The organism is Butyricicoccus sp. AM05-1 (assembly GCF_003474415.1).
Lineage (GTDB): Bacteria > Bacillota > Clostridia > Oscillospirales > Butyricicoccaceae > Agathobaculum > Agathobaculum butyriciproducens.
The window spans coordinates 130347-147783 of record NZ_QUDG01000001.1 but is presented as its reverse complement, the minus strand read 5'-3'; the positions used below and the strand labels follow the sequence as shown (position 1 = coordinate 147783).

General features: G+C 54.5%; 19 protein-coding genes. 9 read left to right on the top strand and 10 right to left on the bottom strand.

The window, feature by feature from the left end; translation table 11 throughout:
• Positions 1–32: 32 nt before the first annotated feature.
• Positions 33–776, bottom strand: coding sequence for a sporulation initiation factor Spo0A C-terminal domain-containing protein (locus tag DW088_RS00835; protein WP_118358747.1), 744 nt, complete (start codon positions 774–776; stop codon positions 33–35).
• 623 nt (positions 777–1399) lie between these two features.
• Between DW088_RS00835 and DW088_RS00830 the strand changes: the two genes are divergently transcribed.
• The 5 genes from DW088_RS00830 (at position 1400) to DW088_RS00810 (ending at position 5210) form a co-directional block, all read left to right on the top strand.
• A complete protein-coding gene (locus tag DW088_RS00830) occupies positions 1400–1900 on the top strand; it encodes a QueT transporter family protein (protein ID WP_199667405.1) in 501 nt (166 codons plus the stop codon).
• A gap of 18 nt (positions 1901–1918) precedes the next feature.
• Positions 1919–2416: a preQ(1) synthase gene (gene queF / locus DW088_RS00825; protein ID WP_110436941.1), complete on the top strand. Its 498-nt coding sequence runs from the start codon at positions 1919–1921 to the stop codon at positions 2414–2416.
• A complete protein-coding gene (queC, locus tag DW088_RS00820) occupies positions 2413–3099 on the top strand; it encodes a 7-cyano-7-deazaguanine synthase QueC (RefSeq protein ID WP_118358745.1) in 687 nt (228 codons plus the stop codon). The genes queF and queC overlap by 4 nt, the downstream gene beginning before the upstream one ends.
• A gap of 112 nt (positions 3100–3211) precedes the next feature.
• Positions 3212–4333 (top strand): cysteine desulfurase family protein, encoded by a 1122-nt coding sequence (locus DW088_RS00815; protein WP_118358743.1) that lies wholly within the window; start codon positions 3212–3214, stop codon positions 4331–4333.
• Between the two features lie 16 nt (positions 4334–4349).
• Positions 4350–5210, top strand: coding sequence for a tRNA 2-thiocytidine biosynthesis TtcA family protein (locus tag DW088_RS00810; protein ID WP_118358741.1), 861 nt, complete (start codon positions 4350–4352; stop codon positions 5208–5210).
• A gap of 3 nt (positions 5211–5213) precedes the next feature.
• Here DW088_RS00810 and DW088_RS00805 read toward each other — a convergent pair whose 3' ends face one another.
• Positions 5214–6539, bottom strand: coding sequence for a recombinase family protein (locus DW088_RS00805; protein ID WP_118358739.1), 1326 nt, complete (start codon positions 6537–6539; stop codon positions 5214–5216).
• A gap of 1 nt (position 6540) precedes the next feature.
• A complete protein-coding gene (locus DW088_RS15735; protein ID WP_158574565.1) occupies positions 6541–6678 on the bottom strand; it encodes a hypothetical protein in 138 nt (45 codons plus the stop codon).
• A gap of 46 nt (positions 6679–6724) precedes the next feature.
• Between DW088_RS15735 and DW088_RS00800 the strand changes: the two genes are divergently transcribed.
• Positions 6725–7231 (top strand): NAD(P)-dependent oxidoreductase, encoded by a 507-nt coding sequence (locus DW088_RS00800; protein ID WP_158574564.1) that lies wholly within the window; start codon positions 6725–6727, stop codon positions 7229–7231.
• Entirely contained in the window at positions 7228–7812 is a 585-nt protein-coding gene (locus DW088_RS00795) for a dipicolinate synthase subunit B (protein WP_118358735.1), read from the top strand. The genes DW088_RS00800 and DW088_RS00795 overlap by 4 nt, the downstream gene beginning before the upstream one ends.
• Positions 7813–8118: 306 nt before the next feature.
• On the opposite strand, the gene DW088_RS00790 is transcribed toward DW088_RS00795, so the two are convergent.
• Together DW088_RS00790 and htpG are read right to left on the bottom strand one after the other, a co-directional pair.
• A complete protein-coding gene (locus DW088_RS00790; protein WP_118358733.1) occupies positions 8119–9027 on the bottom strand; it encodes a diacylglycerol/lipid kinase family protein in 909 nt (302 codons plus the stop codon).
• A gap of 142 nt (positions 9028–9169) precedes the next feature.
• A complete protein-coding gene (htpG, locus tag DW088_RS00785) occupies positions 9170–11080 on the bottom strand; it encodes a molecular chaperone HtpG (protein WP_118358731.1) in 1911 nt (636 codons plus the stop codon).
• A 1108-nt stretch (positions 11081–12188) separates the two neighbouring features.
• On the opposite strand from htpG, the gene ung reads away from it, so the two are divergent.
• Both ung and cysK read left to right on the top strand, forming a co-directional pair.
• Positions 12189–12860: a uracil-DNA glycosylase gene (ung, locus tag DW088_RS00780; protein ID WP_117751594.1), complete on the top strand. Its 672-nt coding sequence runs from the start codon at positions 12189–12191 to the stop codon at positions 12858–12860.
• A gap of 249 nt (positions 12861–13109) precedes the next feature.
• Positions 13110–14042, top strand: coding sequence for a cysteine synthase A (cysK, locus tag DW088_RS00775; protein WP_118285188.1), 933 nt, complete (start codon positions 13110–13112; stop codon positions 14040–14042).
• 428 nt (positions 14043–14470) lie between these two features.
• Here cysK and DW088_RS00770 read toward each other — a convergent pair whose 3' ends face one another.
• The 5 genes from DW088_RS00770 to rpsT all read right to left on the bottom strand — a co-directional run bounded on the left by DW088_RS00770 (position 14471) and on the right by rpsT (position 17345).
• On the bottom strand, positions 14471–15562 hold the full coding sequence (locus DW088_RS00770) for an S-layer homology domain-containing protein (protein ID WP_118358729.1): 1092 nt from the start codon (positions 15560–15562) through the stop codon (positions 14471–14473).
• Between the two features lie 206 nt (positions 15563–15768).
• Complete coding sequence (locus tag DW088_RS00765) at positions 15769–16416, bottom strand: SdpI family protein (RefSeq protein ID WP_158574563.1); 648 nt, start codon at positions 16414–16416, stop codon at positions 15769–15771.
• Positions 16400–16684, bottom strand: a complete 285-nt coding sequence (locus tag DW088_RS00760) for an autorepressor SdpR family transcription factor (protein ID WP_118358725.1) — start codon at positions 16682–16684, stop codon at positions 16400–16402. The genes DW088_RS00765 and DW088_RS00760 overlap by 17 nt, the downstream gene beginning before the upstream one ends.
• Positions 16684–16917 carry a hypothetical protein gene (locus DW088_RS00755; RefSeq protein WP_118358723.1) on the bottom strand — a complete coding sequence of 78 codons (234 nt, stop codon included), beginning with the start codon at positions 16915–16917 and terminating at the stop codon, positions 16684–16686. The genes DW088_RS00760 and DW088_RS00755 overlap by 1 nt, the downstream gene beginning before the upstream one ends.
• Positions 16918–17081: 164 nt before the next feature.
• On the bottom strand, positions 17082–17345 hold the full coding sequence (gene rpsT / locus DW088_RS00750; RefSeq protein ID WP_110436956.1) for a 30S ribosomal protein S20: 264 nt from the start codon (positions 17343–17345) through the stop codon (positions 17082–17084).
• Positions 17346–17437: the final 92 nt, after the last annotated feature.

Here is a 17437-nt window from a genome sequence, read left to right as displayed (position 1 = left end):
TGCCGCATTTGCAAAAAGCACAGGTTGTCCGGTTACAGGCGGCAGGCTTCCTGCCGGAGATACTCCACGAGAGCCGCACAGAATTCGCGGTTGCTCGGCGGCTCCTTATCCTGTGCACGCGCTTCGCCGAAATACCTGGCAAGCACGGCTTTATCACACTTATCCCATGCGCGGTGAACGGCGTAGCGCATGTTGCGCTCCACATTACTGCCTTCGCTGTTCATCTGCTGCGCGACACTATGATAAATGATCTTGGTGATGCTGGCACCGTCGGTCTCCCGATACAGGCACACGGTCAGCAATGCACACTGATAGCCGATCGTCTGCTCGCGCATGCCCAGCTCCCGCAGGATCTGGGCCAGCCGCTGCTCCACCGTATCTCCCCGACTGGTACAGTTGACCGCCAGCTTGATGCGCTCATACAGTGCATCCGCGCAGATTGGCTTACGCAGCAGCACGTTAATGTGCAGCAGGCTGCACTCCACATAGGTCTGGCCGCCGATGAACGAGCTGAGCAGGATAATGCTCGTATCCCACATCTTATTCTGTCTCATCCATGACGCAACGGCAAAGCCGTCCGCATACGGCAGGTCGGTATCCAGCACGACCATATCCGGCGTTTTTTGTCGAATCATTTCCCACGCCTTCGTGCCGTTCGACGTACAGCCGACAAGCTCCAGCTCATTGCTCGCCTGCATAAGCCGTTTTGTCTGTTTCAGCAGAGACTCGTCCGCACACGCCAGTAAAATACGCATTTTGCCTTGTTTGATCTTCATTTACTGCTTTCCCCCGGCTTTCTCTATCTTATGCCGATTTACGGATTACATCTTATTTTTACATATTCAGCGCGTCCGCGCAAGCGGATATCCCTGCTTTTCCCCGCATATTTATCGACAATTTTCGACAAAAACGCGTTTTATCTGTCGAATGTCCGGTTTTCTCTCTGTCAGGCAGGGATTTCGCGCTTCTTGGTGAAACCGCATAATCTCTCTATTAAAACCATGTTTTGCTGCTTTTACACTTGCATAAACGGCAAAAATACGCTATACTATCGTTTGTGCCGTTCGGCACTTTGCTTCCGGATATGGAATGACAGTTCGAAACCATCCTGTCGTAAAACAAAACTAGGGACAACGAAACAGAAAAATTTTAAGGCAATACCGCATAATTGAACAAGAGTGATTTGCGAGTAAATTTTGCGTACTGACGAGGCGCAGTTTTGCGGTAATACTTGATGTATTACCGTGAAACTTCGGCAGCGCGGACGGAACTCGCGCAAGGAACCGAAGCCAAAGTCAGGTCACAAAATTTCCGCAAAGCACCGCAGTCTTAATTGTGCGGTGTTGCCTTAGGTTTCCAATCAACGTTGTTGTGTGCATTATTTGGAGGTGAATGAAATATGGTAAAAGAAAACATGAGCAAGGTTCAAAAACTGACCGTTTCTGCTATGGTGATGGCACTTTACGTTGTTGTGCTGTACTTTACGCAGAGCTTCTCTTTCGGTGCGTACCAGATCCGCATTGCAACGGCTCTGTATGCGCTCGCTTACCTGTTTCCGTTCCTGGTTTTGCCGCTTGGTTTCGCTAATTTCATTGCCAACTTTCTGTTCGGCGGACTCGGTCTGCTGGACTGGTTCGGAGGCTGCTTCGTCGGTATCATCGTTACCGCGATCATCGTGCTCATCCGCCGCAAGGGCTGGAGCCGCTGGCTGATGATCCTCCCGATCATCCTTGTGCCCGGTCTCGGCGTACCGAGCTATCTGAGCTATCTGCTGCACGTTCCGTATTCTGTACTCGCCACCAGCCTGTGCATCGGTCAGTCCGTACCTGCGGTCTGCGGTGTCGTTCTGGTGAACGTACTGCAGCGCGCACTGTATCCCAAGGCAACTAAGGCTAGTTAATGTAAGGAGAATGCAACCATGACCGGAAGAAATAAAGAAGAACTGAACGGCGTCACGCTGCTCGGCAGCCAGAAGAACAAGTATCCCTCGGACTACGCGCCCGAAATGCTGGAGACTTTCCCGAACAAGCATCCGGACAACGACTATTTTGTCAAGTTCAACTGCCCGGAGTTCACCAGCCTGTGCCCGATGACCGGCCAGCCGGACTTTGCTACCATTTATATCTCCTATGTGCCCGGCGAGCGCATGGTAGAGAGCAAGTCGCTCAAGCTGTATCTGTTCAGCTTCCGCAACCACGGCGATTTCCATGAGGACTGCGTGAACATCATCATGAAGGACCTCATCCGCCTGATGGAGCCCAAGTACATCGAAGTCTGGGGCAAATTCACGCCGCGCGGCGGCATCTCGATCGATCCGTACTGCAACTACGGCAAGCCCGGCACCCGCTGGGAGGAGGTTGCATTCGAGCGTCTCACCCACCACGATCTGTACCCGGAGAAGGTGGACAACCGATGAGCGAAAAGGCAATGGTCCTGTGCAGCGGCGGCGTAGACAGCACGACCTGTCTTGCGCTTGCCATCGAGAAGCACGGCAAGGAGAATGTGTGTGCGCTGTCCATTTACTACGGTCAGAAGCACGTTAAGGAGATCCAGGCTGCGAAGGCGGTTCTCGAATACTACGGCATCGAGGGCACATCTCTCGACCTGACGCCGGTGTTCGCGTACAGCGACTGCTCGCTGCTTTCCCACTCGACCGAGGACATCCCCGAGGAATCCTACGCCGAGCAGCTGGCGCAGCGCGGCGGCAAGCCGGTTACGACCTATGTGCCGTTCCGCAACGGTCTGTTCCTGTCGGCAGCGGCAAGCGTTGCGCTGTCCAAGCACTGCAGCGTGATTTACTACGGTGCGCATCACGACGATGCCGCCGGCAATGCCTATCCCGACTGCAGTGAGGATTTCGTAAATGCAATGAACCACTCCATCGTACTCGGCTCGGGCGGTGATGTCCGCATCGAGGCTCCGTTCGTGCGTTGGAATAAGGCGCAGATCGTTGCCGAAGGTCTGCGGCTGCAGGTTCCCTATCAGCTGACGTGGAGCTGCTACGAGGGCGGCGACAAGCCGTGCGGCAAGTGCGGCACCTGTCTGGACCGCATCCGCGCGTTTGAGGCGAACGGTGTGACCGACCCCGCCATGAAGTGAAAGAAAGACTGCTGTTTCATCGGAGACAGCAGTCTTTTTCTGTCCATCTTGACTTTTTCCTATAAGAATGCTATGATTATAGCCGTTAACCTTATTTTGAGGAGTCCATGCTATGATTTATCTCGATTATGCCGCCCATGCACCCGCGGACCCTGCGGTGCTGGAGCGATTCTGCGATATAGAACGCCGGTTTCCGGCCAACCCGAACTCGATACACATGGCAGGCAAAGCCGCCCGCGAGGAAATGGCGCGTGTCACCGAGCAGATTGCAGCGCTGACCGGCGCGTCCCCTGCCGAGGTCATCTTTACCTCGGGTGCGACCGAGGCGAACAACCTTGCCATCAAGGGCATCGCGCAGGCGTCACGGCATATCGGCAAGCATATCATCTCCACACCACTCGAGCATTCCTCGGTCAGCGGCAGCCTGACCGCCCTGCAGGAGCGCGGCTGGGAGATCGACCTGCTCTCCATCGGACGGGACGGCACGGTTGACCCGGAGGAAGTACGCGAGCTTCTGCGTCCGGATACCGTTCTCGTTGCCATCTGCGCGGTGGACAGCGAGCTTGGCACCATTCAGCCGGTAAACGAAATCGCGGCGCTGCTGGCTGACCATCCGAACTGCCGTCTGCACGTTGACGCAACGCAGGCTATCGGGCGCATCCCGGTGAACTTCGCCGGTATCGACGCACTGAGCTTTGCGCCGCACAAGTTCGGCGGCATCTGCGGCAGCGGCGTGCTGCTCAAGCGCAGCCGTATGCCGCTCGAACCCCAGATGAACGGCGGCGCCAGCACAACGCTGTACCGCAGCGGCACGCCTGCACTCAGTCTGGCGGCTTCGTCCGCACTGGCACTGCAGCTGGCATGCGATAAGCGTGAGATCCGCTGTGCTGTCGTTCAGCGCCACAGTGAGAAGCTGCGCCGCGCACTTGCGGCGTATCCGGCGGTGCATATCAACAGTCCGGAGCACGCCGTGCCGCACATCCTCAATCTGAGCGTCAAGAATGTGAAAGGCACCGTATTTCAGCGCGCGCTGTCCGAAAAAGGCGTGTGCGTTTCGGTCAAATCCGCCTGCTCGGCGGATGGTCTGCCGTCCCGTGCAGTGTTTGCTGTCAGCCGCGACCGGCGCAATGCACTGTCCTCATGGCGCATCAGCCTGAGCCACCTCACCACAGATGCCGAAATCGACGAATTTCTGTCCGTTTTCGACGCGTGCTATCACGAGTTAGTCAAGTAATACAGGGAGCATCATTATGAAACGAGATTTACAGCCGCACGAGCTGATCGAGCGTAGTATCATCAAAAAATTTCGCAAGACCATCTGGAACCCGTTTACACTGGCGGTCCGTCAGTATCAGCTGATTCAGCCGGGCGACAAGATTGCCGTGTGCATTTCGGGCGGCAAGGATTCCATGCTGATGGCCAAGCTGATGCAGCTGCTCCAGCGGTACAGCGAGGTGCCGTTCGAGGTGGTTTTCCTCGTCATGGACCCCGGCTACAACGAAATCAACCGCAACAAAATTGAGAGCAACGCTGCACTGCTGCATATCCCGGTCACCGTGTTCGAGACCGACGTTTTCGCGGTTGCCAACAACAGCGAGAAAAACCCGTGCTACCTGTGTGCGCGCATGCGCCGCGGCTATCTGTACAGCAAGGCGCAGGAGCTCGGCTGCAACAAGATCGCGCTCGGCCACCACTTCAACGATGTCATTGAAACGACCGTGATGAGCATGTTTTATGGCTCGCAGATGCAGGCCATGCTGCCCAAGCTGCACAGCACCAACTTTGCGGGCATGGAGCTGATTCGTCCGCTGTACTGCATTCACGAGGAGGATATCCTCGCGTGGAAGCAGTATAACGACCTCGAATTTATCCAGTGCGCGTGCCGCTTCACCGAAAACTGTACGATGTGCGACAACGGCGGCGGCGGTTCCAAGCGACAGGAGGTCAAGATTCTGCTGCGCCGTCTGCGCCGCGACAACCCGAATATTGAGCGCAGCATTTTCAACAGTATTCACTCGGTAAATCTGGACATGATGCCCGGTTACAAGTCCGGCGGCGTGCTCCACTCGTTCCTCGATGATTATGACGCACGCGGAAAGAAAAGCGAATAGCGTTCAGCCGTCCGTGCGCTGCACGGACGGCTTTTCTCTGCCCGAAAGGTCGAAATACAGCGGTTCGGACACGCCGTGCAGATATACAGTCAAGCCCTCCCCCGTTACAGTGATATGATCGAGCAGTGCGCTGTAAACCATTTCACTGTACAGCTTTTTTCGTAAAATTGTACAGAATTGCTGTCTTTCAGCGCGTGTGAGATCAGGTATCGCGCGTAAGGTCTGCCACAATATCACCTCTATGTCAATTGGCAAATCCTGCGTGATTTGCTTCATGCAGTCCAGCAAAATTCGATTCCCAACTGCCGGAGCCGCACACGCTGCCACGCCGTGCTGCACCCGTTTTCCGCACACCCATCGCAGACCGCCGTCCGCCCGTGCGCCCCTGCGCGGCACAAGCCGACTGCCGCACAGTCCGCAGACCACTCTTCCGGAGCACCAATACCGTGCAGAGGGTCGGCTGCCGGCTTTGCGGGTTGCCTGCCGACGATCGAGTTCCCGTCGGACAGCTTCGAACATCGAGCGCGGCACAATCGCCTCGTGATGATCCCGCAGATAGACCTGCGGTGACTGCCCCTCATTTTTCACCTTGCGATGATCGAGAAAATCCGGCGTGCAGCTTTTGCGCTGCAGAAGATCGCCGCAGTATTTCTCGCCCCGGAGCAGCCGCAGCACCATCGTAGACGACCACGATTTTCCTTTTCCGCTTGGCGGCGGGATGCCCTCGGCGGTCAGCTCCCGTGCGATGATGTAAGTGCCTTTGCCGTCCATCAAGAAACGGCGGTACACCTCGCGGACGACTGCCGCCTGTTCGGGTTTTACCGTCAGTTCCCCACCCTGCAGGGAAAACCCGTAGATATTATCACATCCGAACACCACACCGCGCTCCATCGAGCGCTGCTGCCCCCACTTGACGCGCTCGGAGATTTTGCGGCTCTCCTCCTGCGCTACGCTTGCCATTATGGTAAGCCGAAATTCACCGTCATTCTGGCGGGTGTCGATATGATCTCCAATGAATACAATACCGACTCCCTGACGGCGCAGCAGCCGCGTGTACGCGAGCGTGTCAACCGTATTTCGGGCAAAGCGTGAGACCTCTTTAGTTAAAATCAGGTCAATTTCTCCTTCTGCTGCCGCTGCCAGCATGCGCCGAAAGGCAGGCCGGTCGGACGAGGTGCCGGACAGACCCTCGTCCGCATAAACCTCCACAAGCTCCCAGTCCGGCTGACGGCTGATGTACTCCGAAAAATATCGCCGCTGATTCTCCAGCGAGTTTCTCTGGTCCTCCTGTGAGGTGGAAACGCGGCAATAGGCGGCCACGCGCAGCACGTCAGCGGCCTGCGCACAACAGCTCGAGCACCAGCTCCAGCCGCTCGGGCGGCAGCATACCTTCCGTGCGCAAAGCGCGGAGCAGACCCTCGATCATGCCGCGCGAAACAGCGGCCTGCTCCTGTTCGGTCAGTTTCATGGCTATCCCTCCTTCGCTTACAGTCTATGCGAAGGCCAATCCGCTTATGTGCCAAACCGCTAACACCTTCCCTACCTGCGAGGGAGCACTTCAGCTTGCGATGGAACAGACTGCGTTCACGCTGCAAAACGCACGCTGTCTGGTAATCGGTGCCGGACGGATCGGCATGCTTCTTGCACGCAAGCTGTATGCTCTCGATGCACAGGTTGCGGTCTCCGCACGCTGTACGCGTGATTTTGCACGCATCGCTGCCGCAGGACTGCACGCACTGGATACACGCAGGCTCGCCGGTCACCTTGCCGGTTTTGACCTGATTTTCAACACCGTACCTGCTCCGATCCTGACAACCGAGGTACTATCCGACATGAAACCGCCCTGTTTCATCATTGATCTTGCATCTCTGCCGGGCGGTGTTGCCGCCGATACCCTGCTTCCGGATGGCTGCCGCGTGCTGCACGCGCTGTCTCTGCCGGGCAAGGTAGCACCGCTCAGCGCTGCACGCGCGGTATTCGATACCGTGGACACGATTCTGCACGAGGAGGGCATCTTATGAGCAAACTCCGCATTGGCTTTGTACTGACCGGTTCGTTCTGTACCTTTGCCAAGGTCATACCGGTTATACAAGCACTCATCGAGCGCGGCGAATCCGTTACGCCGATTCTGTCCGACAGCGCCGGCACACTCGACACCCGTTTTGGCACAGCCGCGCACTGGCGTCAGGAGCTGACCGCACTCACCGGCGTCTCCCCTATCGACAGCATTGTTTCCGCCGAGCCGATTGGGCCGAAGGCGCTGTTTGATATACTGATCGTTGCGCCGTGCACGGGCAATACACTCGCCAGACTGGCGCACGGTCTGACGGACACGCCCGCGACCATGGCGGTCAAAAGCCATCTGCGCGGAGAACGTCCGGTCGTGCTGGCGGTCTCCACCAATGACGGTCTGTCCGGCAGCGCCGCAAATCTCGGCACGCTGCTGAATCGTCGGCATTACTATTTCGTACCGCTGCGGCAGGATGCACCGCACAACAAGCCGCGCTCGCTTGTCGCAGACATGACGCTGATTCCCGCCGCCATTGACGCGGCCATGAACGGCAGACAGCTTCAGCCCATCCTGCTTGCACCCAACGTATAAAAATCCCGCAGAGCTGACACTGAATCGTGACAAGTAATTATTGTGTCGCAAAGAACGGTGTGACCGTGAAAGTCACGCCGTTTTTTCTATGATCCCGGGCTCTGCCGATACGGAGATTGCCACCTCGTCCATGAAATTGAATCAGTTTACTTTTGATAAACAGCAAAAATCAACCGCCCCTTCCTTTCGGAAATGGGCGGTTGCCTTTACGTTTGTTGTCCTTGCACACCTGAATCCATCGGCTATCCGTAATAAGGCTGCATTCGTTCCTTATCACGGTTAAGCCAGCATTCTGCAGGACTTTTCTTATGATTCTTTTCCTTCCGGCTCCTTGCCGGTGGCAAATGTGATCGCACGGCTGCAGTTGGTAATCTGCACATTGTGCAATGCTCCGCCGAACTCGCCGTCCAGCGTCCACGTCACCTCGTCATCGGACGAAAAACTTATTTTTGACGTGCGGAAGTACGCGAAGCGGTTAGATTCGACATTATGCGTCAGCAGGTCATTCGCCAGCCACTGCAGCTCCATCGGATTCTCGACCGGGTAAATGAGCAGCACCTCGTACAGTCCGTCATCCAGCGCCACGCCATCCGGCCGGATGGTCTTGAAGCCGCCGACCGACACCGTGTTTGTCACCATACCGTAGATGAAATCGTCCTCTATCTGCGTTTCCGCGCTGTTCACGCGGATGTGGTAGGTTTTGATGTTGGTCAGCGCCTTAATGCCCTCGATGATATACGCAGCACGCCCGAAAATGTTCTTGGTCTGCTGCGGTGTCTCGTAAGAGACCTCGGTAAACGCGCCGAACGCCGCAACATAGTTAAAATAGCGATCGTTGAAGCGGCCGATGTCCAGCGCCTGCAGCGTGTCGCCTGCCGCAATAACCGCCGCCTCAGCGGGCACCTTGGAAATGCCCAGACTGAACGCGAAGTCGTTTGTTGTACCGGCAGGCACATAACCGAGAACCGGACGGCTCTCCACCTGCATAAGACCGGTAATCACCTCGTTCAGCGTACCGTCACCGCCTGCACACACAATGCGATCGAACTCGCCCGCACGCTCTCGTGCAACACGCGTTGCATCCTGCGCACCCTGCGTGATATAAATCGTCACATCATATCCTGCCTGTTGAAATGCGGTCACACAGTCGATGATCTTTCCGCTCATTGCACCGCGTCCCGCATGCGGATTGAGTATCCACAGCATTCTCTTCATGTTTCATCACCTTCCGGTTTTGTTCATAAATAAAATGTAGTATCGACGCAGCCGCGCCGCATCGCTATTCTCAATCCATCAATCATTCACTCTTTTATCCCAAGTATATACTATCTATATACTAACTATATTATTATATATCTCAGGAGAGCAAATTGCAAACAGCATTTGCGTAAACCACCGGATCATCCACCGGCATACCCTCGATGAGCAACGCCTGCGTATACAGGATATCCGCATAGGTGCTTACCTTATCCGAGCCTTCCGCCTGCAGCGCACACAGCTTCTTAAAGATCGGGTGCTCGGCATTCAGCTCCAGAACACGCTCGGCGTGTACGCTCTGACCGCCGTTGACAGCAGCCTGCTGGTTGAGCACCTTCTCCATCTCGAGCGTTACCGGGCCTTCGGCACGCAGGCAGCACGGATGGCTCTTGAGGCGGCTGGTCAGCTCGACCTTCTTAACCTTGCCCTCGAGCGCCTTGCCGAGTGCTTCGAGGACATCCTTGTTGTCCTCACTCAGCTTTTTGATCTCTTCCTTCTCGTCCTCGCTGTCCAGACCAAGGTCTGCATCCGCAATGGACTTGAATTCCTTATCGTTGTACTTAGCGAGCATCTTGACGCAGAACTCATCAATGCTGTCATCCATGCACAGCACCTCGTAGCCCTTGTCGGACAGGGTTTCCATTACCGGCAGCAGCTTGATCTTGTCGATGGTCTCGCCGCAAGCATAGTAGATATACTTCTGGTCTTCCTTCATGCGGGAAGCGTACTCCGCGAGCGATACCAGCTTGTCCTCCGTGGAGGAATGGTACATCAGCAGATCCTGCAGCAGCTCCTTGTGCGCGCCGTACTCAACATAAGCGCCGTACTTGATCTGACGGCCGAACGCTGCCCAGAACTTCTCATAATCCTCTCGCTTGTCCTTCTGCATCTTGAGCAGCTCGCTCTTGATTTTCTTCTCAAGGCTCTGCGCGATGGCCTTCAAATGGCGATCGTGCTGCAGCATCTCACGAGAGATGTTGAGCGACAGGTCTGCCGTATCGACCATGCCGTGTACAAAGCTGAAATGATCGGGCAGCAGATCCGCGCACTTGTCCATGATGAGCACGCCGTTGGAATACAGCTGCAGGCCCTTCTCATAGTCCTTGGTGTAGTAGTCCATCGGTGCGTGAGACGGGATGAACAGCATTGCCGTGTACGTTACCGCACCTTCCACACTGGAATGGATGTGGCACAGCGGCGGCTGATAATCGTAGAACTTCTGCGTATAGAAGCTGTTGTAATCCTCGTCCTTCAGCTCCTTCTTGGACTTCTTCCAGATCGGGACCATGGAATTGAGGGTCTCATTCTCGGTGTACTCCTCCCACTCCGGCTTGTAGTCATCGCCTGCATCTGCCGGCTTCTCCTTCATGCGAGAGCGCGTCATATCCATCTTGATCGGGTAGCGAATGTAATCGGAATACTTCTTTACCAGACCCTGAATGCGGTACGGCTCGAGGAATTCATCGTAATTCTCGTTCTCCGTATTATCCTTGATGGTCAGCACGATCTTCGTGCCGTTTTCTGCCTTTTCGCACGGCGCAACCGTGTAGCCGTCTGCACCGTCGGACTCCCAGCGGTTGGCCTCATCGCTGCCTGCCGCACGGGATACGACCTCAACATGCTTTGCAACCATAAAGGCCGCATAGAAGCCAACGCCGAACTGGCCGATGATGTCGATATCGTCTTGCTTTTCATTTTCGTTCTTGAACGCCAGCGAACCGGAATGCGCGATCGTACCGAGGTTGTTCTCCATTTCCTCGGCAGTCATGCCGCAGCCGTGGTCCTCGATGATAAAGCGGCGGTTTGCCTTGTCGAGCGTCAGCTCAATCGGCAGACTGTCGCGGGTGATACCGGTCTTGCCTTCCTTCATTGCATTATAGTAGAGCTTATCCGTTGCGTCGGATGCGTTGGAGATCAGCTCACGCAGGAAAATCTCCTTGTGCGTATAAATAGAGTTGATCATCAAATCGAGCAGGCGCTTGGATTCTGCCTTAAACTGCTTGGTTGCCATGATTACATACACCTCTGTGTTTGTTGTTCGGTATTAGCACTCTCAATCGTCGAGTGCCAACATTGATATAATAATCCCAAAGTCAGAAAAAATCAAGAGGGCTTTACAAAATTCATGGTTTATTCAAAAACGGTCATCAAGCCGCTCAAACGTCCGTCTTTTCTCTGCACCGGTTAACCGGGGCGCACGAACTGCCGCAGGCGGGTTCGCCCCTAACGGGCGGGATGTTTTTCGCTGAGATTCAGCGGTGGAGATTCGCCGTCTGCGGACGGCGGGAACGTCGCGGCGCCCGCCGCGGGGGCAAAAAGGAAGGACAACCTGCGGTTTGCCCGTAGGCTGCTAAACATTGTTCCCGCGCTGTGCGCGGATTAAATGAGTGACCTTCCTCTTTGAACTCCTACCTTTCCCTTGCTTCCTAATCTGGCGCAGATTGCCTATATGTGACCGCTTCGAAAAGGAGTACGGCAGAGGATTTTTCGTTCCGCGTTGTATCCGCCTATTCGTAGTGTCGGATACCGTACTGCTACATCCAATTTGGGTCTACGCAGGCGCGGCATAACAGTGCCGCGCAACACGATTACGGGTGCATATCGCCTATATCCGTAGGATTTGGATAATCTGCACAAGCAAAAAATTTGCGCGGCACGGGTATGCCGCGCCTGCGTAGAGTAAGCCGCCTGTGTAGCAGTACGGTATCTGGCACTGCGAATAGGTAGAGGAATGGACGCGCAATGCGCGCCCCTACGGAACGGTAACCCGACTGCCGTACTCCTTTTCGGAGCGGTCTCTTCTCTACCATTACCGCCGTACTATCAAACAAAGGAAAGGTAGGAGTTCAAAGAGGAAGGGAAACCATGGGTGTCCCTTCCTTTTTGTCCCCGCGGCGGACGCCGCACGTTCCCCACCGCCGCAGCGGCGGAATCCTCGCCCGGAAATGGCGAACCACCTTCGCAGTTTGGGCACACCGGAAAACCCGTGCCTGCGACCAGTGCAGCCCGGATAGGACGAACTGTCTGCGCGATAGGACGCTCCCTATCCATTCTCAATTTTGACACCCCCCCTTTCCTATGCTATACTAAAGATAAGAAAACAATTTTGGAGTGATCGCATGGTACATCTTGGCAACGATTGGGACGAGATCCTTGCCGGTGAGTTTGAGCAGGATTATTACAAGCGCATTCGCTACTGGCTGAAAAAGGAATACGCCGAGCAGACCATCTATCCGGCGGCAGAGAACATCTTTAACGCTCTGCGGTACACGCCGTATTCCAAGGTCAAGGCCGTCATCCTCGGGCAGGACCCATATCACGGTCCCGGCCAGGCGCACGGACTTTGCTTTTCGGTTCAGCCGGGTGTTCAGCCGCCTCCGAGCCTGCAGAACATCTTCAAGGAGCTGCAGAGTGATCTTGGCATTGTGCCTCCCAAGGACGGCACGCTCACCAAGTGGGCGGAGCGCGGTGTGCTCATGCTGAACACGACTCTGACCGTACGCCGCGGGCAGGCGAACAGCCACAAAAACCTCGGCTGGACGACCTTCACCGACCATATAATCGAAAAGCTGAACGAGCATGAGCAGCCGATCGTCTTTCTGCTCTGGGGCGGCAATGCCCGCAGCAAAAAGAAACTCATCACTGCACCGCAGCACCTTGTGCTCGAAAGCGTGCATCCCTCTCCTCTGTCGGCGTACAACGGCTTTTTCGGCTGCAAGCACTTCTCCAAATGTAATGCGTTCCTCGAAGCACACGGCATCGACCCTATCGACTGGGATCTTACCCATTAAACAGTATGTTTCCGCACCATTTTTCCGGGTGCGGAAATTTTTTGACTTTTTTCAAAATTCCTATTGACAAATGGGGATTTCGGTTGTATATTTAATTCATACAAAACACATATGAATAAAGTGAATTTAGGAGCGTGATCTCAATGACGATCCGGCGAATGTGTCGATGTTGCATCAACTGAGTTTTCCCATCATTCCTTACTAACATCACATTCTAATTTTTCTTAATTTTGAAAGGCGGTTTATCCCATGTCTGATATTAAAAAGAGCTTCTCCGATCTGATCGGCAATACCCCGCTGTATGCGGCTGAAAAGTTTGCAGCTAAGGCTGGCGCTAACGCACAGATTCTCGCAAAGCTGGAGTACTTTAATCCGGCCGGTTCCGTTAAGGATCGTATCGCAAACGCTATGATCAACGAGGCTGAGAAGTCCGGCGCACTCAAGCCGGGCGCAACCATTATCGAGCCGACCTCTGGCAACACCGGTATCGGTCTGGCAGCAGTTGCAGCTTCCCGCGGCTACCGCATCATCCTCACCATGCCGGAAACCATGAGCGTTGAACGCCGCAACATGCTGAAGGCATACGGCGCTGAGCTGGTTCTGACCGAAGGCACGAAGGGCATGTCCGGTGCGATTGCAAAGGCAAACGAGCTGGCTAAGGAGACCCCGAACAGCTTCATCCCCGGTCAGTTCGTAAACCCGGCAAACCCGGCTGCACACTACGCAACCACCGGCCCCGAGATCTGGGAGCAGTCCGGTCACAAGGTTGACATCTTCGTTGCAGGCGTAGGCACCGGCGGCACCGTAACCGGCACCGGCAAGTACCTGAAGGATCAGGACCCGAATGTCAAGGTAGTAGCTGTTGAGCCGGATACCTCCCCGGTACTGTCCACCGGCAAGGGCGGCCCGCATAAGATTCAGGGTATCGGCGCCGGCTTCGTTCCGGATGTACTCGATACCAAGGTTTACGACGAAGTTATTCGTGTAGCAAACGAGGATGCATTTGAAACCTCTCGCCAGTTCGCTCACAGCGAGGGTCTGTTCGTAGGTATTTCCTCCGGTGCTGCTCTGTGGGCTGCTGTTGAGCTGTCCAAGCGTCCGGAGAACGCCGGCAAGGTTATCGTAGCTCTGCTGCCTGATACCGGCGACCGTTACCTGTCCACCCCGCTGGTTTCTGAGTAATTTTGATTCTCAAATCCTGCAATTCTCTCCAAAAATCCATTCATCTCCAAATGTATAAAAAAGACACCTCTGCATAGCGGAGGTGTCTTTTTTATGGAAAATGAACGTAACGTTTCTCCAGTTTCCGCCCACGCATTTAACAACGAAAAACCACCCTGCGAAAGCAGGGTGGTTTCAGTCTGTCGATAAAGCCAATCTATCGTTTTTACCTTTCGTGCGGCAGCACGCATAAAATAGAATTTGCACAGCAAATTCATAATTCCCGGGGGCGTGTACCTCGGGAATTATACAAGGGACGAAAAATTGTGCCCGTAGGGCGCGGCTTTTCGTCAAGATTCGATTGAAAGCGTGGTTTCAATCGAGAGGCTGCTCGAAAAACAGAGTTTTTCGACAGCCTCAAACCACCCTGCGAAAGCAGGGTGGTTTCGTTATACCTTGGAATAATAAATCGCAGTAACCGCACCGTCTTCAATAGAGGGATAGCAATGCCGGTAGGTACTGCCGGTGCTTGTCGGCGCATTCAGCTGATGGTATGGCTGGCTGACATCGATAGCTACGCAATCGGCGGCCGCCGGAATGCTCACTGTACCCTCACCGTCTGCGAAGGTGAACACGCCGTTCGTGTACGTTACCGTGCGGTCGATCGCGCGTTTGCCGCTCAGCGAAACGTAGGTAACGCCGCCGATTCGTTGGAAATCCGTATACTCCATCAGACCGGTATACGTCACCGAAGGATCATAGTTCTCGATCACAACATCGCAGTAATTCTGCGTACCGATACACAGGTTGACCAGATCGCAGCGGCTCTGATACACAGCGCCGCTGCTCTGCACGGTCAAATGCGTTGCCCGATAGAGCATCACCGCCATCTCCGCACGCGTTACCTTGGAAAGCGGATTGATTTTTCCTTTCGAGCCGCCGATCACCTTAGCACCGACCAGTGCACTGACGGAAGGCTTCGCGTAATTGGAAATCCTGCTCGCATCCGAAAAGCTGCTCACCGAACCGGTGCCCAGCTTGAGCGCCGTGCGGTCAATCGTGCGTTTGAGGAACACCATTGCATCCTGACGGGTCATGCTCTGCTGCGGCTGAAACTCACCGGTCGCGGTGCCCGCCGCTATGCCGAAGGCTTTCGCCGCGATAACCGCCTTGCTGTAATAGGCGCTGCTCGGCACATCGACAAATGAGCCGTTTGAATTGACCTGACCGTTGTCGAGCGCTTTACTCATACCATAGGCGCGGTCGAGCATAACGATGAAGTCCGCTCGGGTAATGGCGTTGCCCGGATAAAACAGATGGGTTCCGCTGCCCTTGATTACGCCTGCAACGGCAAGCGTATCAACCTCGCGGGAAGCCCACGCGTACTCTCCTGCTGTATCATAAAAGTAAACCGAGTGTTCAGGAAGATACGCATACGTCTCCGTGGTGTTCGCGCTCAGTGCATAGGCTGCTGTGATCGCGCTTACGACCACCACAACCGCCAGCACCGCGACGGTCACCAGCTTTCGCGTTCTTTTCATAATATTCTCCTTGCTCAGTGGTTATGATAGATAGGGTGTATTCCCCACCTATGTAAACTTGCTTCAAAATTATAGCACACTGTTCCCCACTTGACAAGTTAAAATATGACTAAATTTGTTGTAACCATTCTGTAATTTTAACCTTTTTATACAAGAAAAGCGCGGTTTTCCAGCAAACCGCGCTTTCAAAGTCCATTTTTCGTCTATTACTGCTGTTCTGCGCGGTACCATCGCCAGCTCAGCACAGTCGGGATAATCGTTGCCGCCGCCATTGGCGCAAGCACCAGCACAAACTTTGCAATTTCGTTTGGAACGAACGAGCCTGCCGCACCGATAATACCCGCCGCAAACAGCATGCGGCCCGCCGCACGATGCGTTTTCGTCCAGACGGTTTCGCTCGACAGCGTCCACGGCGTTTTGAGTCCGCAGTACCAGTTCATGCGAAACTTCGGCATAATGTTGCCGAGGCACATCACCAGCAGGCTGACGAGCAGACATACGACTGTCGGCACATCGACCGTACCCGGACGCAGTGCTTCCGCAATGCAGATGCCGCACATTGCGGTCAGGAACAGGTCGATCATGATCTGAAACCCAACATAGGCATCGGAAAATTTGTCGTAGTTCTTGCTTTTCGGGTCAAACCGCGGCAGAAAGTAGAACAGAACTGCAAACAGCGGTGCCATCCCGGCCACGATCCACAAATGCCATCTGGTTTCGTAACTCACATGGCCGACAAGATCCCACTGCATGGGAATTTCTGCGGGCAGCCTGCTGTAAAACACCGCTGTCATTGCCGCCGGCAGCAGCGACAGCACCCACGCCGTCACCTGCAATCTACTGATTTTTTTCATTCCTGCCATCTCCTTTCAAGGCGCTGATCCATTCGAGAATCTCATCCACGACCGACATATTCAGCTCATAATAAATGTACTTGCCCTGCTTGTCATCCAGCACCAGACCCGCATCCCGCAGGACGGACAGGTGATGTGAAATGGTTGCGCCCGACACCTCGAAGTGCGCTGCAATATCGCCCGCCGCCATCGGTCCGCGCCGCAGCAGCGACAGGATTTCGCGCCGCACCGGATCGCTGAGTGCCTTAAAGCTCTGCTGAAACCCCATTACTGTCCCCTCTTTCGTGCGGCAAACCACGTTTTGCGCCCGCAGACCGGACAATACAGCTGCCAGTCATTTCCCACATGCGTGCGGAAAACCAGCCGCTTCCACGGCAGGTTTTGCTTCGTGCCGCAGGATTTACAAATCAAATCGCATCTTGCAAGCGCTTTTGCCTGCCAGATCACCAATATAGCCGCCAGAATCAGCGCAATCGCGCAAATCAGAATGGAAATGTCCATTACATTCACCGTCCTTCTCGCCATCCCGTTAATTAGATACCCATCTAATTGTTTTCAGTATACCACAACTTCTTCGTTTGTCAATACATTTTGATAAATATCTAAATGATGCAAAAAGAAAAACCGCAAGTTAAACTTGCGGTTTCGACGTTCTATACCAGAACTTACGCCATGCCGTTGAGCTTGGTAGTCATCTTGCTCTTCTTGTTGGACGCATTGTTCTTGTGCAGGAGGTGCTTGGCAGCCGCCTGATCGACAGCCTTGACAGCGGTCGTGTAAGCAGCAGTTGCTTCAGCCTTATCGCCGCCAGCAATCGCAGCATCAAACTTCTTCAGAGTGGTCTTGAGCTCGCTCTTAGCCATCTGGTTGTTCAGCGCCTTTACGGAGTTAACCTTAACGCGCTTCTTTGCAGACTTAATATTGGGCATTCTGAAAACACCTCCTTCGTTTTCTATTCAACAGTGATATTATTCTATCATCTTCTCACAAAAAAAGCAAGTGTTTTTTTCATTTTCTGCAT

Coding starts and splice junctions, on each gene's coding strand:
- DW088_RS00760 (WP_118358725.1), bottom strand. CDS start 16,684: ATGGGGTTTCAGCAGAGCTTTAAGGCACTCAGCGATCCGGTGCGGCGC.
- DW088_RS00810 (WP_118358741.1), top strand. CDS start 4,350: ATGAAACGAGATTTACAGCCGCACGAGCTGATCGAGCGTAGTATCATC.
- DW088_RS00800 (WP_158574564.1), top strand. CDS start 6,725: ATGTGCCAAACCGCTAACACCTTCCCTACCTGCGAGGGAGCACTTCAG.
- rpsT (WP_110436956.1), bottom strand. CDS start 17,345: ATGCCCAATATTAAGTCTGCAAAGAAGCGCGTTAAGGTTAACTCCGTA.
- queC (WP_118358745.1), top strand. CDS start 2,413: ATGAGCGAAAAGGCAATGGTCCTGTGCAGCGGCGGCGTAGACAGCACG.
- DW088_RS15735 (WP_158574565.1), bottom strand. CDS start 6,678: ATGAAACTGACCGAACAGGAGCAGGCCGCTGTTTCGCGCGGCATGATC.
- queF (WP_110436941.1), top strand. CDS start 1,919: ATGACCGGAAGAAATAAAGAAGAACTGAACGGCGTCACGCTGCTCGGC.
- cysK (WP_118285188.1), top strand. CDS start 13,110: ATGTCTGATATTAAAAAGAGCTTCTCCGATCTGATCGGCAATACCCCG.
- DW088_RS00815 (WP_118358743.1), top strand. CDS start 3,212: ATGATTTATCTCGATTATGCCGCCCATGCACCCGCGGACCCTGCGGTG.
- htpG (WP_118358731.1), bottom strand. CDS start 11,080: ATGGCAACCAAGCAGTTTAAGGCAGAATCCAAGCGCCTGCTCGATTTG.
- DW088_RS00770 (WP_118358729.1), bottom strand. CDS start 15,562: ATGAAAAGAACGCGAAAGCTGGTGACCGTCGCGGTGCTGGCGGTTGTG.
- DW088_RS00765 (WP_158574563.1), bottom strand. CDS start 16,416: ATGAAAAAAATCAGTAGATTGCAGGTGACGGCGTGGGTGCTGTCGCTG.
- DW088_RS00830 (WP_199667405.1), top strand. CDS start 1,400: ATGGTAAAAGAAAACATGAGCAAGGTTCAAAAACTGACCGTTTCTGCT.
- DW088_RS00795 (WP_118358735.1), top strand. CDS start 7,228: ATGAGCAAACTCCGCATTGGCTTTGTACTGACCGGTTCGTTCTGTACC.
- DW088_RS00790 (WP_118358733.1), bottom strand. CDS start 9,027: ATGAAGAGAATGCTGTGGATACTCAATCCGCATGCGGGACGCGGTGCA.
- ung (WP_117751594.1), top strand. CDS start 12,189: ATGGTACATCTTGGCAACGATTGGGACGAGATCCTTGCCGGTGAGTTT.
- DW088_RS00755 (WP_118358723.1), bottom strand. CDS start 16,917: ATGGACATTTCCATTCTGATTTGCGCGATTGCGCTGATTCTGGCGGCT.
- DW088_RS00835 (WP_118358747.1), bottom strand. CDS start 776: ATGAAGATCAAACAAGGCAAAATGCGTATTTTACTGGCGTGTGCGGAC.